Origin of the sequence: Alcanivorax sp., from assembly GCF_051117345.1 — a bacterium.
Classification (GTDB): domain Bacteria; phylum Pseudomonadota; class Gammaproteobacteria; order Pseudomonadales; family Alcanivoracaceae; genus Alcanivorax.
The window spans coordinates 1-20821 of record NZ_JBNPEC010000111.1 but is presented as its reverse complement, the minus strand read 5'-3'; the positions used below and the strand labels follow the sequence as shown (position 1 = coordinate 20821).

The 20821-nt window shown below is 61.3% G+C and carries 23 protein-coding genes, 1 pseudogene and 1 riboswitch; of the genes and pseudogenes, 11 read left to right on the top strand and 13 right to left on the bottom strand.

Annotation, left to right across the window (positions count from 1 at the left end; translation table 11 throughout):
• The 3 genes from ACFE0K_RS07200 to cbiB form a co-directional block, all read right to left on the bottom strand.
• A partial coding sequence (locus ACFE0K_RS07200) for a TonB-dependent receptor plug domain-containing protein (protein WP_434535415.1) occupies positions 1–532 on the bottom strand: 532 nt, incomplete at its 3' end.
• 115 nt (positions 533–647) lie between these two features.
• Positions 648–886: riboswitch (cobalamin riboswitch) on the bottom strand.
• A 111-nt stretch (positions 887–997) separates the two neighbouring features.
• Positions 998–2005, bottom strand: coding sequence for a threonine-phosphate decarboxylase CobD (gene cobD / locus ACFE0K_RS07195; protein WP_434535414.1), 1008 nt, complete (start codon positions 2003–2005; stop codon positions 998–1000).
• The gene (gene cbiB, locus ACFE0K_RS07190; RefSeq protein WP_434535413.1) at positions 2002–2910 is read right to left on the bottom strand and encodes an adenosylcobinamide-phosphate synthase CbiB; all 909 of its coding nucleotides are present in this window, start codon (positions 2908–2910) and stop codon (positions 2002–2004) included. The genes cobD and cbiB overlap by 4 nt, the downstream gene beginning before the upstream one ends.
• A 121-nt stretch (positions 2911–3031) precedes the next feature.
• On the opposite strand from cbiB, the gene cobT reads away from it, so the two are divergent.
• Entirely contained in the window at positions 3032–4084 is a 1053-nt protein-coding gene (gene cobT / locus ACFE0K_RS07185) for a nicotinate-nucleotide--dimethylbenzimidazole phosphoribosyltransferase (protein ID WP_434535412.1), read from the top strand.
• Between the two features lie 3 nt (positions 4085–4087).
• Positions 4088–4684 (top strand): histidine phosphatase family protein, encoded by a 597-nt coding sequence (locus ACFE0K_RS07180; RefSeq protein ID WP_434535411.1) that lies wholly within the window; start codon positions 4088–4090, stop codon positions 4682–4684.
• Positions 4685–4896: 212 nt separating this feature from the next.
• Here ACFE0K_RS07180 and cobU read toward each other — a convergent pair whose 3' ends face one another.
• The 5 genes from cobU to moaB form a co-directional block, all read right to left on the bottom strand.
• Positions 4897–5427, bottom strand: coding sequence for a bifunctional adenosylcobinamide kinase/adenosylcobinamide-phosphate guanylyltransferase (cobU, locus tag ACFE0K_RS07175; protein ID WP_434535410.1), 531 nt, complete (start codon positions 5425–5427; stop codon positions 4897–4899).
• Entirely contained in the window at positions 5427–6005 is a 579-nt protein-coding gene (locus ACFE0K_RS07170) for a PhnA domain-containing protein (RefSeq protein ID WP_434535409.1), read from the bottom strand. Before ACFE0K_RS07170 ends, cobU begins: the two co-directional genes overlap by 1 nt.
• 111 nt (positions 6006–6116) lie before the next feature.
• Positions 6117–6533: a hypothetical protein gene (locus tag ACFE0K_RS07165; protein WP_434535408.1), complete on the bottom strand. Its 417-nt coding sequence runs from the start codon at positions 6531–6533 to the stop codon at positions 6117–6119.
• Positions 6534–6540: 7 nt separating this feature from the next.
• On the bottom strand, positions 6541–7764 hold the full coding sequence (locus tag ACFE0K_RS07160; protein WP_434535407.1) for a molybdopterin molybdotransferase MoeA: 1224 nt from the start codon (positions 7762–7764) through the stop codon (positions 6541–6543).
• 28 nt (positions 7765–7792) lie between these two features.
• Complete coding sequence (gene moaB / locus ACFE0K_RS07155) at positions 7793–8305, bottom strand: molybdenum cofactor biosynthesis protein B (protein WP_434535406.1); 513 nt, start codon at positions 8303–8305, stop codon at positions 7793–7795.
• Between the two features lie 158 nt (positions 8306–8463).
• On the opposite strand from moaB, the gene ACFE0K_RS07150 reads away from it, so the two are divergent.
• The gene (locus ACFE0K_RS07150; protein ID WP_434535405.1) at positions 8464–9831 is read left to right on the top strand and encodes a cytochrome P450; all 1368 of its coding nucleotides are present in this window, start codon (positions 8464–8466) and stop codon (positions 9829–9831) included.
• A gap of 89 nt (positions 9832–9920) precedes the next feature.
• On the opposite strand, the gene ACFE0K_RS07145 is transcribed toward ACFE0K_RS07150, so the two are convergent.
• On the bottom strand, positions 9921–10748 hold the full coding sequence (locus ACFE0K_RS07145; protein WP_434535404.1) for a mechanosensitive ion channel family protein: 828 nt from the start codon (positions 10746–10748) through the stop codon (positions 9921–9923).
• Positions 10749–10929: 181 nt separating this feature from the next.
• Between ACFE0K_RS07145 and ACFE0K_RS07140 the strand changes: the two genes are divergently transcribed.
• The 5 genes from ACFE0K_RS07140 (at position 10930) to ACFE0K_RS07120 (ending at position 13598) form a co-directional block, all read left to right on the top strand.
• Positions 10930–11571, top strand: coding sequence for an MBL fold metallo-hydrolase (locus tag ACFE0K_RS07140; RefSeq protein ID WP_434535403.1), 642 nt, complete (start codon positions 10930–10932; stop codon positions 11569–11571).
• A 7-nt stretch (positions 11572–11578) separates the two neighbouring features.
• Positions 11579–12112: a mechanosensitive ion channel domain-containing protein gene (locus ACFE0K_RS07135; protein ID WP_434535402.1), complete on the top strand. Its 534-nt coding sequence runs from the start codon at positions 11579–11581 to the stop codon at positions 12110–12112.
• 84 nt (positions 12113–12196) lie between these two features.
• A complete protein-coding gene (locus ACFE0K_RS07130) occupies positions 12197–12496 on the top strand; it encodes a BPTI/Kunitz domain-containing protein (RefSeq protein WP_434535401.1) in 300 nt (99 codons plus the stop codon).
• On the top strand, positions 12493–12831 hold the full coding sequence (locus tag ACFE0K_RS07125) for a DUF4870 family protein (protein ID WP_434535400.1): 339 nt from the start codon (positions 12493–12495) through the stop codon (positions 12829–12831). The genes ACFE0K_RS07130 and ACFE0K_RS07125 overlap by 4 nt, the downstream gene beginning before the upstream one ends.
• 71 nt (positions 12832–12902) lie before the next feature.
• A complete protein-coding gene (locus ACFE0K_RS07120; RefSeq protein ID WP_434535399.1) occupies positions 12903–13598 on the top strand; it encodes a DUF2057 domain-containing protein in 696 nt (231 codons plus the stop codon).
• A 358-nt stretch (positions 13599–13956) separates the two neighbouring features.
• Here ACFE0K_RS07120 and ACFE0K_RS07115 read toward each other — a convergent pair whose 3' ends face one another.
• Positions 13957–14376: a secondary thiamine-phosphate synthase enzyme YjbQ gene (locus ACFE0K_RS07115; protein WP_434535398.1), complete on the bottom strand. Its 420-nt coding sequence runs from the start codon at positions 14374–14376 to the stop codon at positions 13957–13959.
• Between the two features lie 74 nt (positions 14377–14450).
• On the opposite strand from ACFE0K_RS07115, the gene ACFE0K_RS07110 reads away from it, so the two are divergent.
• Complete coding sequence (locus ACFE0K_RS07110; protein ID WP_434535397.1) at positions 14451–15257, top strand: SDR family NAD(P)-dependent oxidoreductase; 807 nt, start codon at positions 14451–14453, stop codon at positions 15255–15257.
• A 184-nt stretch (positions 15258–15441) separates the two neighbouring features.
• On the opposite strand, the gene ACFE0K_RS07105 is transcribed toward ACFE0K_RS07110, so the two are convergent.
• Positions 15442–16395, bottom strand: coding sequence for a 2-hydroxyacid dehydrogenase (locus ACFE0K_RS07105; protein ID WP_434535396.1), 954 nt, complete (start codon positions 16393–16395; stop codon positions 15442–15444).
• 38 nt (positions 16396–16433) lie between these two features.
• Between ACFE0K_RS07105 and ACFE0K_RS07100 the strand changes: the two genes are divergently transcribed.
• Both ACFE0K_RS07100 and betB read left to right on the top strand, forming a co-directional pair.
• Positions 16434–17102 (top strand): DUF523 domain-containing protein, encoded by a 669-nt coding sequence (locus tag ACFE0K_RS07100; protein ID WP_434535395.1) that lies wholly within the window; start codon positions 16434–16436, stop codon positions 17100–17102.
• A 127-nt stretch (positions 17103–17229) separates the two neighbouring features.
• Entirely contained in the window at positions 17230–18693 is a 1464-nt protein-coding gene (gene betB, locus ACFE0K_RS07095) for a betaine-aldehyde dehydrogenase (protein ID WP_434535394.1), read from the top strand.
• Between the two features lie 117 nt (positions 18694–18810).
• Here betB and betA read toward each other — a convergent pair whose 3' ends face one another.
• Both betA and ACFE0K_RS07085 read right to left on the bottom strand, forming a co-directional pair.
• Complete coding sequence (gene betA, locus ACFE0K_RS07090) at positions 18811–20496, bottom strand: choline dehydrogenase (RefSeq protein ID WP_434535393.1); 1686 nt, start codon at positions 20494–20496, stop codon at positions 18811–18813.
• 25 nt (positions 20497–20521) lie between these two features.
• Positions 20522–20821, bottom strand: a pseudogene (locus tag ACFE0K_RS07085) (high-affinity choline transporter BetT); the annotation flags it as partial.

Sequence of the window (20821 nt, the reverse complement as noted above, 5' to 3'; positions counted from 1 at the left end):
CATTCATGGTGCCAAAACTGCCGGCGCCGAAATCCAGCCAGCTACCGTCATCGCGGGTAAAGAGCTGCACCACGCCGCCCACCGCATCGGCGCCGTACAAGGAACCGCGGGGTCCACGCACTACTTCCACCCGCTCCAGCATGGCCGGCGGCAGATATTGCCAGGCCGGGCTACCGGCGGTGGCGGACCGCAACCGCACCCCGTCCACCAACAGCAGGGTTGCATCACTGGACGTACCCCGCACGAAGACGCTGGCATTCTTGCCGAAGGAACCATTGCTGGTGGTATCCACACCGGGCTGGCCACGCAGGATGTCAGCCATATCCACCGGCTGCTGGTCGCGAAGTTGTTGTTCGTCCACCACCGTGACAGACGACAGAGATGCCTCCGTGGTGCGGCTGACCAGAGCGGGTGTCACCACCACCGGATCAAGCATGGCCACGGCTTGTGGCGAGGAAGATTCGGCCTGAACGGCCAATGGCAAGACAGACAAGGACACAGCGGCAGACGCCGCAAAAAAACGCAAAGACATGAAGGAGATCCCCTGTTGCCGTGCCCACCCGCACGGCCTGGATTCAGCCGCGGAGACACAACAGGGATAACCGGCACCGGACGGCACCGCTACACCCCGCCATCGCCCACCGCGACGCCAAGTTCACCTTCTGGCCGGTCTCCGGGCTGATGAGCGAGGTGTATTCCCTCGGCGCGTTCGCCTTCCCATGCACCCTTTCGGGTATCGGCACAGTGGCACTACGAAACGCGATTGACTCAATCACCGTTGCGGGGGCAGCGTCGGACTGGCTTTGCGGAGATCGCAAAGCACACCGACTTCCCGTTTAACCCGGCTGTGTGTGAACAGGCGGGCACCGGAAGGTGGCGCGAAATTACCAACGGCGGCGGTAATAAGCAAACGGATACGTGTTGCTTGAGGAAAATTCAGGAAAAGTTGAGCATCACTAATAGATGCTCTGCAGGAGCCATGCTCGCAGGGGAAAGATCAAACCGGCAACGCCTGTAGCGCCAACAACAAACGCTGCTCATCATTTTCATTGCCGAGCAATCCGAAACGCAATGCACCGGGTTTGTCGAAATGCCGCACCAGAATACCCTGGCGCGCCAGGCTATTGCGTATCGTCTCGGCCTTATCGTGCAGGCACCAGGCAAACAGGTCACTATCGCCCTGCGGGAACAAACCGGATTGTGCTAACAGCCCGTTAAGCCGCCGTCTGGCCTGCCGCAAACGCTGCCGCTGCTGTTGCTGCCACTCCCGATCCTGCACCGCCTGCGTCATCACCCAACGGGCCGGGTGGCTCAGTGCCCAGGGGCCCAGCCTCTCGTCCAGCGCAGCACATAGCGCCATGGGAGCCAGCACCAGACCCGCCCGCACCCCGGCCAGGCCGAAAAACTTGCCCAGGGAGCGCAGCACAATCAGGCCCGGCTTGCCGCAATGGGAAACCAGCGACTCACCCTCACTGGCATCCAGAAACGCTTCATCCACGATCAGCCAGCCGCCCTTCTCCGCCAACTGCTGATGCCAGCGCAGCAGAGTATCTAGCGAGTACAGGTGCCCGGTGGGATTATTGGGGTTGATACACACCAGCACATCCAGATCCGGCAAGGCCGCATCGATCTGTTCAAAAGACAATGAAACAACACTGTGTCCTTCCCGCTGCCAGGCCAGCCCATGCTCACGGTAACCCGGCGACGGCACGCCCACCCGGCAGGGCGTGCGCAACCGGGGCAATAGCTGCAGCGCCGCCTGACTCCCCGGCACCGGCAGGCAGCCAGCGTCTGCGGGCACGGCGAGCCAGTGACGGCAACACGCCGCCAGCCCGTCATCCTCTTCAGGAAGACGCTGCCACACAGATGCGGGCAATACAGGGACCGGCCAGCCAAAGGGGCTGATGCCGGTGGACAGGTCCAGCCAGTCACTGACCGGAATGCCCCAACGCCGGGCGGCCTCATGCAAACGCCCGCCATGGTGCTCACACACAGGAAAGCTCACAGGCTCGCTCCCAGCAACACTACCAGCCACAGTGCCAAGGCTCGCTGCATCAGGGCGATGGCGGCGGCGATGCTGTCGGCACTGGCCATCTTTCCTTCGCCCAAACACGGCTTGTCTTTCCAGCCGCCATGATAGGGCGCACCGCCGCCCAGCAGCACAGCCAGGGCGCCCGCCCCGGCGGCCATCACCGGGCCTGCATTGGGGCTGTCGCACGCCCCGGCCTGCTGCTGCCAGCAGCGCAGACCTGCTGCGAAACGGCCGCACAGGGCATAGCTGATGGCCGTCAGCCGCGCCGGCGCCCAGCCGAGCAGATCATCCAGTCGCGCGGCCACCTTGCCGAACCGTTCGAAGCGGTCCGTGCGATAGCCCCACATGGCATCCAGGGTATTCACCAGCCGATGCAACAAGGCCCCGGGCAACCCGGCTAGCGCAAACCAGAACAGGCTGGCAAACAGGGCATCGGCGCCGTTTTCCAGCACCGACTCGGTGGCCGCCCGGGCCACGCCTTCGTTATCCAGATCGACGGTGTCACGGCTGACCATGCGGCCCACCTGTTGCCGGGCTGTGAGCAGATCTCCACGGCGCAACGGCACGATCACCGTCTGACCGTGCTCTTCCAGACTGCGCCCGCCGATCACCAACCACAGACCCAGTGCCTGCAGCCCCCAACCGGCCCAGCCCGGCAACACCTGCAGCAATACCACTGCCGCCAGCACCCAGGGCACCACAGTGATAACCACGGCCAGGGCGCCGGCGGATACACCACCCTGACGGTTAAGGCGTTTCTCCACTGCCATCGCCAGCCGGCCAAACCCCACCAGCGGATGCCAGCTGCGGGGCTCGCCCAGCCAGTGATCCAGCATCACGCCGACAAGCAGTGCACAGAACAGGGGAAAAGACAGCATCGAGTATCCGTTACAGGGGTTCTGACAATGATTCGAGGCGGGCAGTCTACTTGACACTCCCCCCACCGGGGCAGAGGATTTGCCGCTTTGCGGCCTCGCCGCCTGCTTCCTGGAGTTTTCCGTGCACCTGACTCACCCCTGGCAACAACCGATTGTCGCCCCCAGTGAACCCCATCGGCAACGGGCTCTGGAACGCCAGGGCCAGCTCACCAAACCCGCCGGTTCGCTGGGTCGCCTGGAAGCACTGGCGGTTGATCTGGCTGCGCTCCAGCACACTGATGCACCCGGTGCCGACCGCATCAGCATCGCGGTCTTTGCCGGCGACCACGGCGTCTGCGCAGAAGGCATTTCCACCTTTCCCCAGGCGGTCACCGGGCAGATGATTGCCAACTTCGTGGCGGGCGGGGCCGCCATCAGCGTGATGGCCCGGCATCTTCAGGCCAGGCTGGAGGTGATAAACCTGGGTACCGCCACCCCGCCGCCTGTCACCGACGGCGTGATTGATGACAGCATCGCCCCCGGCACCGCCAACCTGGCCGGCGAGGCCGCCATGTCACCGGCACAACTGGAACAGGCCCTGGCCGCCGGTGACCGTGCCGCCCAACGTGCGGCGGACCAGCAGGCCCAGCTCTTTATCGGTGGTGAAATGGGTATCGGCAACACCACCAGCGCCAGCGCCGTGGCCTGTGCCCTGCTCGCCGAACCGGCAGTGTCGCTGGCCGGGCCCGGAACCGGCCTGGACGCAGATGGCGTCAGCCACAAGGTCACCGTGATCGACCGGGCCCTGGCCCGCCACGGTGATAACCGGGACCCGCTGGCTGTATTGGCCTCTCTGGGCGGTTTTGAAATTGCCGCCCTGGCAGGCGCCCTGATCGGCTGCGCCGCCCGAGGCATTCCCGTGCTGGTGGATGGTTTCATTGTTACCGTGGCCGCCCTGGCCGCCGTGCGCTTACGGCCGGAGCTACGTGACTGGCTGTTGTTCGCGCATCACTCCCGGGAACCCGGCCACACCCGTCTACTGGAGGCACTGGATGCCCAGCCGCTACTCAACCTGTCCATGCGCCTGGGGGAAGGCAGCGGTGCGGCGGTGGCGGTACCGATAATTCGCAGTGCCTGCGCCTTGCATAACGGCATGGCCACCTTTGCCGATGCCGGCGTCAACAACGCGGAGTAGAGCATGACCACCACCCTGTTTGATCTGATCCGCCATGGCGAACCCGCCGGGGGCCACATGTACCGGGGCCACAAGGATGACCCGCTTAGCGAACTGGGCTGGCAACAGATGCGCGAGGCCATCCAGGCGGACGATCAGTGGGACCATATCCTCACCTCACCGCTGTTGCGCTGCCGGGAGTTCGCCGCCGAGCTGTCCGGGCAACAGCATATTCCCTTCACCGTGGCCCACGATTTCAGGGAAATCAGCTTTGGTGACTGGGAAGGAAAAACCCGCGAACAGGTGGCAGACGAATACGGCGACCACCAGGCCAACTTCTGGCGAGACGCGGAAAATCATCCGCCCGTAAACGGCGAAACCATTCAGGATTTTCACCAACGCATCGGCGATGCCTGGTCACTGTGGCAACAGGCCATGAAAGGGCAGCGGGTGTTACTGGTCTGCCACGGCGGCGTTATCCGCATGGTACTGAGTCATGTATTGGGAATGAGCCCCAGCAAGGCCATGGCAGGATTCCAGGTACCGTTCGCCTGCCGCTCCCAGGTGCGGATTGATAACACTGAGCATGGCACGCTGAGTTGTCTGGTAAGGCACGGATAAAACCTCACTACCTTTCTATAAAACCGCTGTAGGAACGTAGCGAAGCGGAGTAACGACCGTAGGTCGGCCCAAAGGGTGAGCGTAGCGAATACGCCGCTTGAGGCGCGAACCGAGCGTAGCGAGGCGACAAAATCTGAGGGCTTCTGAAAACTATCTGGAGAAACCGGTCCGGTTCGACAAGCCATCTGGGATTCGCGCCTCAAGCGGCGCTCCTACAAAAGAGCTTCCCCCTTCAACGTCTGCGCGATCCCTGCCACCGACATCACCACCCGATCACATTTTTTTGCCAGCGCCTGATTCAACCAGCCCAGCTCATCGGCAAAGCGGCGGGTGAGCGGGTCCATGCCGATGATGCCCAGCCCCACCTCATTGCTGACGACAACCACCGACCCCGGGTAGCCCGCCAACGCCGTCAGGAAACTGTCCTTTTCGCGCACAAACAGGGCATCGCCCGCATGCAGTAGATTACTCACCCACAGGCTCATGCAATCGATCAACACACAGGGCGGTGGTGACAGGGTCGCCTGCCGGTTCAAGAGGCTGCCCAGCTCGACCGGCTCTTCCACCAGGCCCCAGCTGGCAGGACGGCGGCGCTGATGACGACGAATGCGCTCACTCATTTCGCCATCCCCGGCAGTGGCCGTGGCCACATAGACCACCGGGTCGGGTTGCTCCGATACCAACCGTTCCGCCAGCGAACTCTTGCCGGAACGGATACCGCCGAGAATCAGGGAATGTGGCATCAATTCTTTTTCACGAACTGGGTAAGGATGACAATACGCTGGCCTTCCACCCGGCCTTCGATCTGCTCCGGGTTATCCTGCACCAGCGAGATATTGCGCACCGGTGTGCCACGCTTGGCGGTGAAGTTGGCGCCCTTCACATTGAGGTCCTTGATCAGGGTGACGCTATCACCGGCTTCCAGCACGGCGCCGTTGCTGTCGCGATGTTCGACTTTTTCGTCGTCGCTCTGCCCTTCCCCGGTGGCCTGGGCCCAGGCCAGTGTTTCCTCATCCAGATAGAGCATATCCAGCAAATCCTGGGGCCAGCCTTCCGTCCGCAACCGGGTCAGCATACGCCAGGCCAGTACCTGCACTGCCGGCTCCTGGCTCCACATGCTGTCGTTCAGACAACGCCAGTGATTGATATCTTCATTGCCGGGATTGTCGATCTGAAAACTGCAGGCTTCGCACAACAGGGCGCTCTGCGCCGCCGTGCCATCCCCTGCCGGCGGCACCGCATACACCGCCAGCGCCTCACCGGCACCGCACAATTCACAGGTCGAGTCAGCTCGCGCCAGCAGGGTGGATTCCAGGGTCATTCGTTTACTCCATCAATGTGTCGACCAGTATATAAGCAAAGGCTCTGCAACGCGGACGAAACGTCCCGTTCCATAACAATCTGCAGGTGCAAAACCAGAACACCAAAAAAATTAGCTGTTAAAAAAATCCGGATGGGAATTGAGATACAGTCTTCGACCAATTTCGACGCCCGCCATCACTCCCGCAAGGATCATCACTACCACCGCTACTTCATACCAGAGCGGCCAGCCCGTTTCCTCGATATAACGCATATACCCCGTGACTCCCCCATAACCCAGGGCAAGCCAGGTCCCATCTATTCTCGCCGTAACAACATTCGCATATCCGACAATCATTCCACCCAGGCCGTAAAAAACCGTCGATATACCAAGGTCCAGCAATAGAAATGGAATCAGGTAGTCGAAGATATCAAGCAACGAGAGTTCGCTGACAAGATAGACAACGTCTTCAGCCAGATATTTTCCGCCACCGACACAAACCAAAAGGCCTGCACCGATAAAAAATAAGCGCCATAAATAGAATGTCATCGCTCAATCATCCCAGCAAATCCGCGAATGGAAAGAAAGACAGCGTTTCGCCTTCAGAGACTGTTCTCCCCACCGGCACCACCGCCAGCCCATCCGCCCACACCGCAGAACTCAACATGCCGGAACTCTGATTGGGGTGCTTCTCCAGCACCAGATTCCCGCCATTCTGTACGCAGCGAACGCGTAAATACTCCTGTCGCTTGCCGGCTTTTTTGACAGAAAAATCCGCCGGCAACCGGAAGGGTTCCGGCAAGACATTGTCGGCGCCACAACTACGACGCAAGGTGGGCAACACCAGCATCAGGTAACAGACCAGCACGGCAGACGGATTGCCGGGCAGACCGAAAAACGGGATGCCATCCACACTGCCGTAGGTAAACGGCTTGCCCGGCTTGATCGCCAGTCGCCAGAAATCCAGTTGGCCCTGTTGCTCCAGCACCGCCCGCAGATGATCTTCTTCGCCCACGGACACACCGCCGGTGGAGATAATCACATCCGGGCGCTGCTGAGGGTCGGTGAGAGCACGTGTCAGGGAGGCGTGAATAATAGCCGGGTCGTCGGGCAGATGCTCCCGCTGCACATCGGTAAAACCACTCTGAATCAGCAGCTGCTCCAGTTGTGGGCCGTTGCTGTCATAGATCTTGCCAGGCAACGGCGCTTCATCCGGTGCCTGCAGTTCATCCCCGCTGGTCAGCACCAGCACCCTGGGGGCAAACACCTGCACTCGGGACACACCCACCGAGGCGATCAACCCCGCCGCCTGGGGGGTCAGGCGCTGGCCGGCACGCATCACCACTTCATCCAGCCGGGCATCCTGGCCCGCCGGGCGAATATTCTGCCCGTCGCTGACCGACGCCTGTGCCGGAAGCCGCACCCGACCGTCGGCGATTTCACAGTCTTCCTGCATCAGTACGGTATCCGCCCCGGCAGGCACCGGCGCGCCGGTGAAGATACGCGCCACCTGCCCCGGCATCAGCGTGCCGGGCGAATCACCGGCGGCAATGCGCAGCGGCATGGGCAGAGTCAGGCCTGGCTCATCCAGGTCCGCATAGCGCAGGGCCACGCCATCCACGGCGGCATTATCAAAGGCCGGCACATCCACGCGGGAGATCACATCCTGCGCCAGGTATTGGCCACGGGCCTGATTGAGGGCAATCTCCTGCACCCGGGCAAACGGCACTGCGCTGTCCAGCAACCGGGCCAGGGCATCCTCTACCAGCATCAAACTCATCGGCGCATCCCTCCATGCTGCATCGTTGTCATCGCCGAATCTGGGCGACAAAGTTACAGGGCCGATGACGGGCATCCAGCTGGTCGCTGATGATGCGATCCCAGCCGGTGGCGCAGGCATTGTTGGAGCCGGGCAGGCAGAAGATCACCGTGCGGTTGGCCAGCCCGGCCAGGCAACGGGACTGAATGGTGGACGAGCCGATGTCCTCCACACTGACCTGGCGAAACAGCTCGCCGAAGCCTTCGATGTGCTTGTCGAACAACACGCCCAGGGCTTCCGGGGTGGAGTCGCGTCCGGAGAAGCCGGTGCCGCCGGTGGTAATAATGCCCTGGATACGCTCGTCGGCAATCCACTCGGACACCACCTTGCGCAGCTGGTAGATGTCATCTTTTACGATCTGCCTGGCCTGCAGGTGATGGCCGGCCTCCTCCAGACGGTGGACCAGCAGGTCACCGGAGGTGTCGTTATCGGGGGTGCGGGTATCGCTGACGGTCAATACCGCCAGGGCCAGGGGCTCGAAGTCTGCCGCAGGCTTGGACATAGGGTTTCTCCTTGCTGATGGCGCCAATGCTAGCACGAGCCATGCCATGGTGGCTGGACAGCACATCCCGGATTGACCGTTGCCAACAGCCCCCTGTTCGCCGCGGGTTGCTCACCGTAAATTGACGCTATACAAAGTGTTTATCTGGAGAGCTGACAATGAGCAGCAGCATGGAAACCGCCCAGCAGGATGCCGCCCGCCTGCCGCGCCTGCCACAACGCAAGCTGGACCATATTCCGGGGGATTACGGCACGCCGCTACTGGGCGACACCATTGCGTTCCTCAAGGACTACCACAAGCTGGTCACCCGGCGGGCCGACAAATACGGCCTGGTCTCCAAGGGCTCGGTGCTGTTTCAGCGGGGCGTGACCCTGTTGGGGCCGGAAGCCAACGAGTTTGTCCTCAAGGACCCGGAGCACGTATTTTCCAGTCGCGCCGCCTGGAACCCGTTTCTGGAAAAGCTGTTCACCGACGGGCTCATGCTGCGCGATTTCGCCGACCATAAACTCCATCGTCGCATCATGCAGCAGGCATTCAAGAAGCCAGCACTGGCCAGCTACCTGGACCGCATGAACACCCATATCAGCAGCCAGATACAGCCCTGGCAGACCGGCGAAACGGTCAGCTTCTTTGACCATATCAAGGCACTACTGCTGGACGTGGGCGCGCAGATCTTTTTCGGCCTGGAGATGGGCCCGGAATCCGACAAGGTGAACCAGTCCTTTATCGACTCCGCAGATGCCTCGCTGGCGGTATTGCGCCTGCCCATCCCCGGCACCCTGTGGCACCGGGGCATGGCAGGACGCCGCTACCTGGAAAAATTCGTCACCGATCTGATCCCGCAGAAACGGGCCAGTACCACATCGGATTTCTTCAGTGAGTTGTGCAAGGCTGCCGACGAGGAAGGCGGCCTGAGCGATCAGGACGTGATGAACCACATGATCTTCCTGCTGTTCGCCGCCCACGACACCACCACCAGCACCCTGTGTTCCATCATTTACCTGCTGGCACAGCACCCGTACTGGCAGGACCAACTGGCCGAGGAAATGGCCGGCCTGAACAAGGACAGCCTGGACTACGACGACCTGGCCAAGCTGGAAAAAACCGGCTGGGTATTCCGCGAAACCCTGCGCATGCGCCCGCCGCTAACCGCCTTCCCGCGCCGCACCGTCAAGGAAGTGACCTTCCAGGGCCACACTCTGCCGCGTAATACCCTGATCAACCTCTCTCCCCTGTTCACCCATTACATGGAAGAGTACTGGAGCAACCCGCACACCTTCGACCCGGAACGTTTCAGCGACGAACGCGCCGAACACAAGAAGCACTTCTATCAGTGGATTCCCTTCGGCGGCGGCCACCACAAGTGCCTGGGCCTGAACTTTGCCGAGCTGCAGACCAAGACTTTCCTGTTCCACTTTCTGCAGCGCTACAAGGTCAGCCTGAAACCGGGTTACCAGATGCCGGTACAGCAGGTGCCGCTGATCATGCCCAAGGACGGTTTGCCGGTGACGATCGAAAAGCGATAGATCAGCACGGCTTCGCCTACAGCTACTAGCTACTAGCTACGAGTTTGTTCTTTTACTCGAAGCTGACAGCTAGTAGCTAGTCGCTGTCTTTATTGCTGATACAGATGCACATCCCGCTGCGGATAAGGGATGGTAATACCCGCCTTGTCGAAGGCCAGCTTGACCTGCTCGAACAGGCCGAAATATACCGGCCAGTAATCTTCGGAATTCACCCAGACCCGGGTCAGCATGTTAATGCTGCTGTCCGCATGGGCGGAGACGAAAATATTGGGGTTGAAAGCACCGCCACCAAGAATCCGGTCGTCATTATCAATCACTGACTGAATCGCCGCCCGGGCATCTTCAATGCTGTCGTCGTAACTGATGCCGAATTCGATATCCACCCGCCGTTGCGGCTCACAGAAAACATTCTTGATGCAGCCATTGGACATGGGGCCGTTGGGGATCACGATCCGTTGATTGTCATAGGTGATCAGGATGGTGTTGAAAATCTGGATGTCGTGCACCCTGCCCATGTGGCCCTGCGCTTCGATGATGTCTCCCAGCCGGTAGGGTTTGAAAAACAGGATCAGCACACCGCCGGCAAAGTTGCCCAGACTACCCTGCAGAGCCAGTCCCACTGCCAGACCGATGGCGCCCAGCATGGCAATGAAGGAGGTGGTCTGCACGCCGATCATGCCGGCCACTGCCACCAGCAACAGTATCTTCAGCAGCACTTCCACGAAGTTGGTCATGAACTTCTGTAGAGTGTCGTCCACCGCCTTGTGCCCCAGCACCCGGTTCAGTCCCTTGGTGACCCGCCCAATGATCCAGAACCCTACTATCAGGGTAATGATGGCCAGCACTATCTTGGGCAGGTAGCCCATTCCAAGCTCGATAGCCTTATCCAGATAAGGCTGCACCTGTTCCATTTCCATGGTTCCCTTTCCTTTGCGAGATAGATAAAGGCGCTAAAATAGCACCGCCTCCGTCCCCCGCCGCGGCAGCACGTCGGAATTTGCCATTATTTACGCTTTGCAGGGAATGAACCGGATTCCGGTTTGCGGCTATACTGCCGGCACGTTCTCACTCAAATAACAGACAGCCCGATAGACAGCCATGAAGTACGCCATCCTGCCGGTCACGCCCTTCCAGCAAAACTGCTCCTTCCTGAAATGCGACACCACCGACAAGGTGGCCATCGTCGATCCCGGCGGGGATCTGGAAAAAATTCTGGAAGCCCTGCAACAGGTCGGTGGCACGCCGGAAAAGATTCTCGTTACCCACGCCCATCTGGATCACATCGGTGCGGTAGCCGAGCTGGCGGAAAAACTGGATCTGCCCATCGAAGGGCCGCACACCGACGACCAGTTCTGGATCGACATGCTGCCCCAGCAGGCGCAGATGATGGGCTTCCCCCCCTCGCGCCCGTTCACCCCGAACCGCTGGCTTGAGGAAGGCGACACCGTCACCGTGGGCGACACTCGCCTGCAGGTCCGTCACTGCCCGGGCCACACCCCCGGGCACGTGGTGTTCTACCAGCCAGAAAGCAAACTGGTGGTGGTCGGCGATGTGCTGTTCAACGGTTCCATCGGCCGTACCGATTTCCCCAAGGGCGATTTCGACACCCTGGTCCAGGCAATCAAAGACAAGCTGCTCACCCTGGATGACGATGTATCCTTCATCCCAGGTCACGGCCCCATGTCCACCATTGGTCACGAGCGGGCCAACAATCCCTTCGTTTCCGGCAAGCACGGTTGAGGTAGAGATGGAATCCAGCGCAATGAAATGGGGCCTGACGATCGCCATTATTCTGGTGGCCTGGCTGTTGTCCGTGGTACTGCGAGGTGCCACCCGGCGACTGGGCCGCCGCCGTGATTTCAGCCGGGCCCGCATCTTCCAGACAGCCGTCGTTATCAACAGCGCCTGCGTGGTACTGACACTGCTGTCCATCGGCATCCTCTGGGGCTTGAACGGCAGCGGCCTGATGGTGTTCGCCACATCGATGATGGCCCTGCTGGGTGTGGCCCTGTTTGCCTGCTGGTCCATGCTCAGCAACACTACCGCGGCCATCATCCTGTTCTTTAGCGCCCCCTACCGGGTGGGCGATCGCATCCGCCTGCTGGATGGCGACAACACGGTCACCGGGCAGATCCGCTACATGGGGCTGATCTTCATCACCGTGCAGGACGAGCTCGGCCACCGCTACACCCTGCCCAACAACCTGCTGTTGCAGAAAACCGTGATTCGCCTGCGCGGCGACACCCTGCCCAAAGACCAGAAACACTGCCGGGCTGACTAGCGTACGCCCGACGGAGTAAAGTGACCTATTGGAAGCCCTGCCGGTTTGGCAGGGCCGTTACTGATCAACCACAAGGACGACCCCATGCGACTGTTTTTCCCCCTGATCTTCATCGCCCTGCTGACCGGCTGTCAGAACGGTACCGAGGCCGGCAAGCTGCCGGATGCCTGTTATCAGCCGCCGGAAACCGGCATGTGCAAGGCCGCTTTCCAGCGCTATTACTACGATCAGGAAAGCGACAGCTGCAAGAGCTTTACCTGGGGTGGTTGCAAGGGCAGCGTGCCCTTCGACACACAGGACGCCTGCGTGCAGACCTGTGATGCCAGCAACAGCGAACCCGCCAGCCCGGCAAGAACCTATCGCAGCAAGGGAGACCCGCAATGAGCCAGACATCGTCCCTGGGCATGGCCCGGGCGGTTTATGTACTACACTTGGTGGGCCTGATCACCGGCGGGCTGACAGCCGTTGCCGGGGTTATCATCGCCCACCTGCACGCCGCGGATGCCCCGCCGCCCCTGCGTGAGCACTTCCGCTTCCAGTACCGCACCTTCTGGATCGGCCTGCTCTACAGCGTCATTGCCGGCATCACTACCCTGGCCTTTATCGGCTGGCTGCTGATGGTGGTGATCACCATCTGGTGGATCGTGCGCTGTGCCCGCGGCCTGAGCACCCTGAATCGCAACGTGGCACCTGCCCGGGTCGACACCTGGGGCTTCTGATTTTGCCATTGTCACAAAGTTGTCACCCGGCCCCGCCAGACTGGCGGGTCCGCGCCTACCTAGGAGAGACCATGCTGTCCCTGCGCCTTATTCCCCTTATTCTCTGCGCCCTGTTCCTGTCTGCCTGTGCCCGCAGCCCGGTGGTTCAGCTCTATGACGGCCCCGCCAAGTCCGACAGCCAGGTGCTGACCGTGCGCGTGCCCAGTGAAATCGAAGTGTTCACCATCAACGGCAAGGAAGTGGATGGCGTAAATACCTTCTTCGCCACCGACTTCAAGGAACTCAAGCTGACCCCCGGCCGCTACGAGATCCTCGCCTACTACAAGGAACTGTGGCAGCTGGATGCGGACAACCACGACATCGTGAAAACCAACCCGGCCAACTTCATCGTCGATGGCAAGGCCGGCGAGACATGGCAGCTGGATTACGACAAACCGGCCAACGTGGAAGAGGCCCGTGCCCTGGAAGACACCTTTAGCGGCTGGACCCTGAACACCGCCACCGGTGACAAAGTGGCCGCCGAGGAATCCAACCTGATCCTCAAGCGCGGCTTCCTCGCCCCCATCACCGGCGAAGACGTCAGCACCGCTTCCAGCCAGAACATCGCCCCCCAGCAAAGCTCCACGCCGGCACCGACTGCCACCGCCAGCTCTGCCCCCCAGGCAGCGCCTGCACCGGCAGCCAGCTATCTGGACACCCTCAAGGCTCAATGGAAGCAGGCCACCCCGGCAGAACGCCGGGAGTTTCTGCAGTGGGTAGCTGAATAACGTTACGAGTCACGGGAAGCGAGTCGCGAAAGGCACCTGAGATATGGGATTTCGCTTCTCGCGACTCGGTACTGACACACTTCTCCACGAAGCCGCTGCAGGAACGGAGCGTAGCGGAGTAACGCACGTAGTTCCGTGCGGCCCGAAGGGTGAGCGTAGCGAGTACGCCGCTTGAGGTGCGAACCTGGCGAAGCAAGGAATCGCCCAAAGGGCGATCAGGACTTGCCGAACCTGACAGGTTTCTCCAGGTAGGCCTGACATTCTCTGAAAGTTTTGTCGCCTCGCTACGCTCGGTTCGCGCCCTGGAAGGGCGCTCCTACAGCGGCCTTGTAGATGACGCGGCTGCGACGTCTGCTGATCACTCCCCCTGAATCGTCGCCACCACCCGTCTCGCCCCGCCATGATCCCGGTGTTCGCAGAGATAGATGCCCTGCCAGGTCCCCAGCGCCAGTTGGCCATTACTGATTGGCAGGCTCAATGACGGGCCGATCAGCACGCTCTTGATATGGGCGGGCATGTCGTCCGGACCTTCCAGGGTGTGTTCATAATAAGGCGCGTTTTCCGGCACCATCACATTCAGGTGCCGCTCCAGATCACCGCGCACATCCGGGTCGGCATTTTCGTTGATGGTCAGTGAGGCGGAGGTATGCTGGATAAACAAATGCAACAAGCCCACCTTCACCTCCGCCAGCTCCGGCAAGCCTTGCAGCACCTCACGGGTCACCAGATGACAACCACGGCGTTGCGCCGCCAGCGTCAAAGTTTTCTGAAACCACATCTTCGTCCCCTCCGGACCTTGGCGCCCCCCCCCAATCTCGGCACACTTGAGCCAACGACAGACAGGGAAACATCATGAAACTGAATGGCCAGACCATTGTACTGACCGGCGCCTCCAGTGGCATCGGTGCCGAGGCAGCCAAAATCATGGCACACCGTGGCGCCACCGTGTGCCTGGTCGCGAGACGGGAAGAGCAGCTGCGTGAGGTCCAAGACGCAATAGAAGCAGACGGCGGCTGTGCCTTTATCTACCCCTGTGACTTGAGCGATAACGTGGCTATCGAGGCTTGCGCCACGCGCATCCTGGCAGAGCAGCCGCGCATCGATGCGCTGGTGAATAACGCCGCGCATTCCATCCGCCGCCCGATCGAAAAATCACTGGACCGCCTGCACGACTATCACCGCACTGTGCAGCTCAACTACATCGGCGCCGTGGCCATGACCCTGAAACTGCTGCCGCGTTTTCTGGAACAGGGCCATGGCCATGTGGTGAATATTTCCAGCCTGTCCACCCAGGTGCCCATCCCCCTGTTTTCCGCCTACCTGGCCAGCAAGAGCGCACTGGAATCTTTCACCCGTTCCCTGCAGGCGGAGATGGGGCACCAGGGCATCAGCACCACGGTGGTGTACTTCCCCATGGTGCGCACGCCCATGTCATCACGCACCGACATCTATAAATACATGCCGATGATGCACGTGAAAAAAGCCGCCGGCTGGATCGTGGAAGCCTGCGAAAAACGCCCGGCACGCATCGCCCGCCCCATGGGCAAACTGGGCAGCGTGCTGCTCGCCGCCCTCCCGGGCCCGGCCACCAAACTGCCACAGCCATTGTTTCGCGGCATGGACAAACTGCTGGCCAGCCAGCTGAAGAAGAAGGGCTGACCCAACCCCAACCGTAGGAGCGTCGCTCGCGGCGCGATAACCCAACCTCAGAAAAGATCGATTTACCACAGAGGTCACTGAGGACAAGAAAAGGGTTTCTCTGTGTGTTCTGTGCCCTCTGTGGTGAAAATGCTTTTGATCGAGGCCAAGAATCGCGCCGCGAGCGACGCTCCTACAGCAACCATCAATTCACCACGTTAATCGCGCTGCCCGCCTGCCACTGACGAATATTCTCCACCACGCCGTCCAGCAATCGCTGCCGGCATTCCCGGGTGCCCCAGGCGTTATGCGGAGTAATGATCAGATTGGGGATATCGTCGGCCAGCAACGGATGATCCGCCGGTGGCGGTTCGCTGCTGAGCACGTCCAGGCCGGCACCGCCCAGATGGCCGCTGCGCAACGCCTCGGCCAGAGCCGGTTCATCGATAAGGCCGCCCCGGGCGGTGTTGATCAGCAGCGCACCGGGTTTCATCTGGGCGATAAACGAGGCATTCACCAGCTTGTCGGTCTGCGGCGTCAGCGGGCAATGCAGGCTGAGCACATCCGCTTGCGGTAACAGCTCCGCCAACGACACCCGCCCGGACTGGCCACCATGGCGCTGAAAAGATTCCGCCACCCGCACCTGCATGCCCAGCGCCTCGGCCAGTCGCGCCACTTCCCGGCCAAGATCGCCATGCCCGATCAACCCCAGGGTCTTGCCGGCCAGTTCCATGATCGGGTGATCCAGCAGACAGAACTGCTGCGCCCGGCTCCAGGCGCCGGCCTTCACATCCCGATCGTAAAGATGCCAGCGCGTGGCCAGTGACAGCATCAGCGTTAACGTGTGCTGGGCCACCGACGCCCGCGCATAGCCACTCACATTACACACCGTGATGCCCTGCTCCCGGGCCGCCTCCAGATCCACATTATTGGTACCGGTGGCACAAATGCAGATAAGCTTGAGAGACGGGCAGGCTTTCAGGGTGGCGGCATCCAGCACCACCTTGTTGGTGATGACCACCTGGGCACCGTCCAGACGCGCCAGCCGATCTTCCGGGCGGGTCAGCGGATGGAACGTCCAGGGCATCAACGCCTCCAGGGCGGAGAAGTCCATCTCGTCGGGATTGAGGGTATCGCTGTCGAGAAAAACGCCCTGCATGTTCGGTCACCTTTATCGGGGAAGAAGGGAGGTGTTCCATGCTAACGGATTTGCTGGAAAAGATGGGCTTCACCCTGCCACAGCATGACTGGCAGAAACCGGTAGTGGGCGTCAGCGCCTGCCTGCTCGGCCAGAAGGTCCGCTACGACGGCGACCACAAACACAGCGCCATCCTGGTTCATCAGCTCGGCCCCCTGCTGCGCTTTCGCGACACCTGCCCGGAAGTGGCCATCGGCCTGCCGGTACCGCGCCCACCGATTCAGGTAGTGCAGGTAGACGACGATCTGCGTGTCAAAGGCGTGGAGAATCCGCAGCAGGATGTCACCGAGGCCCTGGAAAACGTGGCGACGCAACTGCACGAACCGCTCAGCGGCTTTGTACTGAAAGGCCGTTCCCCCAGTTGTGGCCACCTGAGCACCCCGGTGCATAACACCAGCGGCCAGCAGATCGGCATGGCCTCCGGCGCCTTCGCCCGCAAGCTCCACGAACTATTCCCGCGCATTCCCCTGGCCAACGACAGCGATTTGGAAAAACCCGCCTTCCTGCAGAGTTTTCTGCTACAGGTGTACTGCTACCACCAATGGCACCACAACGACCACCAAGGCCAGTGGCTCAATGACATGCAGAGGCAAAGTGAACAGCTCGATGAACCCCTGCACAGTGGCCTGCGTCATTATCTGGACAAGCTTGGCCAGGCAATGCATTGAAAAGCAGTTAATAGTTAACAGTGAATAGTTAATAGCGAAAACCAAACACGGGCCCGGTTTCGTGGGGAATCAATGCGCGCTATCGTGGTCGGTAAGGGACCACCAACAGCGACCCGGCGAGGATGTCATGACACAGCAACAGGACCGGCTGCTCTGGATCGACGGCCACTATAGCGCAGGCAGCGACAACCAGTTCTTCGACACCATCAACCCGGCCACCAACCAGGTAATCTGCCGGGTTGCCCAGGCCACCCCCGACGATGTGGACCGTGCCGTGCAGGCGGCCAAACGGGCCCAGCCTGCCTGGCAGGCCCTGGGCGGCGTGGAACGCGGTCGCATCCTGATGCGCACCGCCCAGTTGCTGCGCGAACACCGCGACGAAATCGCCCAGCTGGAAACCCTGGATGCCGGCAAGCCCATCGCCGAAACCCCGGAAGCGGATGTGGATTCCGCCATCGACTGCCTGGAATATTTCGCCGGCCAGGCCAGCTCCCTGCAGGGGGAATACCAGCAGGTGTCCGGTGGCTTTTTCTACACCCGCCCGGAGCCCTTGGGCGTGTGCGCCGGCATCGGCGCCTGGAACTATCCGGTGCAGATCGCCAGCTGGAAAGCCGCCCCGGCCCTGGCCGCCGGCAACGCCCTGATCTTCAAGCCTTCCGAGGTAACGCCTCTCTCCGCCCTGCGTCTGGCCGAGCTGTTCAAGGAAGCAGGCCTGCCCGACGGCATCTTCAATGTGGTGCAGGGCTTCCGGGAAACCGGCGAAGCCCTCACCGGCCACCCGCAGGTGGCCAAGGTGTCGCTCACTGGCGGCGTGCCCACCGGCAAGGCGGTCATGCGCGCCGCCGCTGACACCTTGAAAGCCGTCACCCTGGAACTGGGTGGCAAATCGCCACTGATCATTTTCGAGGATGCGGATCTGGATAACGCCGTGTCCGCCGCCATGCTCGCCAACTTCTATACCCAGGGGCAGATCTGCACCAACGGCACCCGGGTGTTCGTGCACGAGAGCATCAAGGATGCCTTTGTGGAAAAACTGCTGGCCCGTGTCGGCACCCTCACCCTGGGCGACCCCACGGACCCGGCCACGGAAGTGGGCCCACTGATCAGCCGCCAGCACATGCAGCACGTGCTCAACTATATCGAGATCGGCAAGGAAGAAGGCGGCCAGGTACTGATTGGTGGCGGCAAGGCAGACGTGGACGGCCTGCCGGACGGCAACTTCGTGCTACCCACGGTGTTCGATGGTCTCAATGACGAGATGCGTATCGTCCGCGAGGAAATCTTCGGCCCGGTGCTGTCGCTGCTCAGCTTCCGTGACGAAGACGAGGTGGTGGCCCGCGCCAACAACACCGACTTCGGTCTGGCCGGCGGCGTGTTCACCCGCGACATCAATCGCGGCCATCGCATGGCGGAGCGCATCGAGGCGGGCATTGTGTGGGTGAACCACTACAACCTGACGCCCATCGAAATGCCCTTCGGTGGCTTCAAGCAATCCGGCATCGGCAAGGAAAACAGCCGCCGCGCCTTCGCCCACTACACCCGCCTGAAGACGGTGTACGTGGCGCAAGAGGATGTGGATTCACCGTATTAAGAGATGCGGCACGCTTCACGCAACACGCTTGCACGCCCCCCTCTCCCGTAAACGGGAGGGGGCGATTTTCTGGGGTAGCGTGCAAGCGTGTTGCGTGCAGCATGCTGCGTCTCTTTGTCACACCTGCCGCTTCGGCATCCCGCTGCGCTGATAGTCCTCCCAGCCGTCCGCATGGAAGCTGGGTGCCGTGGATGGCGGCAGGGATTTGCCGAGGATATGATCCGCGCCTTTTTCGCCGATCATGATGGTCGGTGCGTTCAGGTTGCCGTTGGTCACCGTGGGCATGATGGACGAATCCACCACCCGCAGATTCTCCACCCCGTGCACCCGGCACTGCGGGTCCACCACCGCCATCTCGTCGGTACCCATGCGGCAGGTACCCGCCGGGTGATAGGCGGTTTCCGCGGTGCGTGACATCCAGTCGTCCAGTTCGTCATCGCTGTTGATATCCGGCCCCGGTGACAGCTCGGCACCGCGATAGGGGTCCATGGCCGGCTGGGCAAAAATTTCCCGGGTGAAACGCACCCCGGCCCGGAACGCTTCGCGATCCTCTTCCCGGTCGAAGTAATTGAAGAACATGCTGGGCGGTGCCGCCGGGTCTTTCGACTGCAACTTCACCCAACCACGGCTGAGCGGCTTGTTGGCCCCCAGGTGCACCTGAAAGCCGTGCCCCTTCACCGCACTGGAGCCATCGTAGGCAATGGCCCCGGCCAGGAAGTGGTACTGGATATCCGGGTACTGCAAACCGGCACGGCTGCGAATATAGCCGTTGGATTCAAAGTGGTTGGAGGTGCCCAGCCCGCGCCGCAGGAACAGCCAGTTAGCGCCGATCCAGGCTTTCGCCAGCGGCCCCAGCCAGCCATTGAGGGTAATCTTCTGGGTACACTCCTGCTGCACCCACACCTCAAGGTGGTCGTGCAGGTTCTGCCCTACCCCGGGCAGATCATGGACCACCTCGATACCGTTTTCCTTGAGATGCTCTGCCGGCCCAATGCCGGACAGCATCAACAGCTTGGGGGAATTGAAGGCACTGGCGGAGAGAATCACTTCCTTGCGCGCCTTCACCTTGTAGGTGTTGCCACCGCGGCGATATTCCACCCCCACCGCTTTCTTGCCTTCCATGATCACGCGGGTGGTCAGGGCGTGCATCTTCACGTCCAGGTTGGGCCGGTTCATGGCCGGCTTCAGATAAGCCATGGCAGTGGAGCAACGCACGCCGTTGCGCACCGTCATATCCATGCGCCCGAACCCTTCCTGGCGGAAACCGTTATAGTCTTCCGTATAGCCGTACCCCGCTTCCTCACCGGCCTGGATAAAGGCCCGGTACAGCGGGTTCTTCATGTTGTTGCCGTTACAGGTGGTCAGTGGCCCGTCGGCGCCGCGATAGTCATCGCCACCGTAGACACAGCCTTCCGCCCGTTTGAAATAGGGCAATACATCCGCATAGCCCCAGCCTTCGGCACCCATGGATTCCCACTCGGCAAAGTCGCCGGCGCAACCCCGCACGTACACCATGCCGTTGATGGACGACGAGCCGCCGATCACCTTGCCGCGCGCCTGGTGAATACTGCGCCCGTGCAGGCCCGGCTCCGGTTCGGTATGAAAGCCCCAGTCGAACTTGTCCATGTTCAGGGGAATGGAAAAGGCGGTGGGCATCTTGATAAAGATGGAGTTGTCCTTGCCGCCGAATTCCAGCACCAGCACCTGGTTGCTGCCATCCTCGCTAAGACGGTTGGCCAGCACGGCACCGGCGGAGCCGGCACCGACAATCACGTAATCCATTTCCTGATCAAAGGTGGTCATGCTTCACCTCGTTGCCGTCCTGTCTTCAAGCCGGTCCCGGCTCGCTGGAATCGTCCACGTTACTGCCCATTTCCCGGCGCATGTGCAGGTACTGCAGGTGCGCTTCGAAATGGTCGATCAGATCCTCGATCACCTGATCACGGCTGTAGCCCATCAGGTCATAGCTCAACCCGCCTTCACGCAGGTGAACCTCCAGCCGGTAATACACGGATCGGGACTGCTGGGTGCGCACCGTGAACGATGGCATCAGGCAACGGCGCGGCCACACCGGGTAGGGAAAGTTCTGCTCGCCGCCCCGGTCCACGTTCAGGGCAAGGTGCAGCTG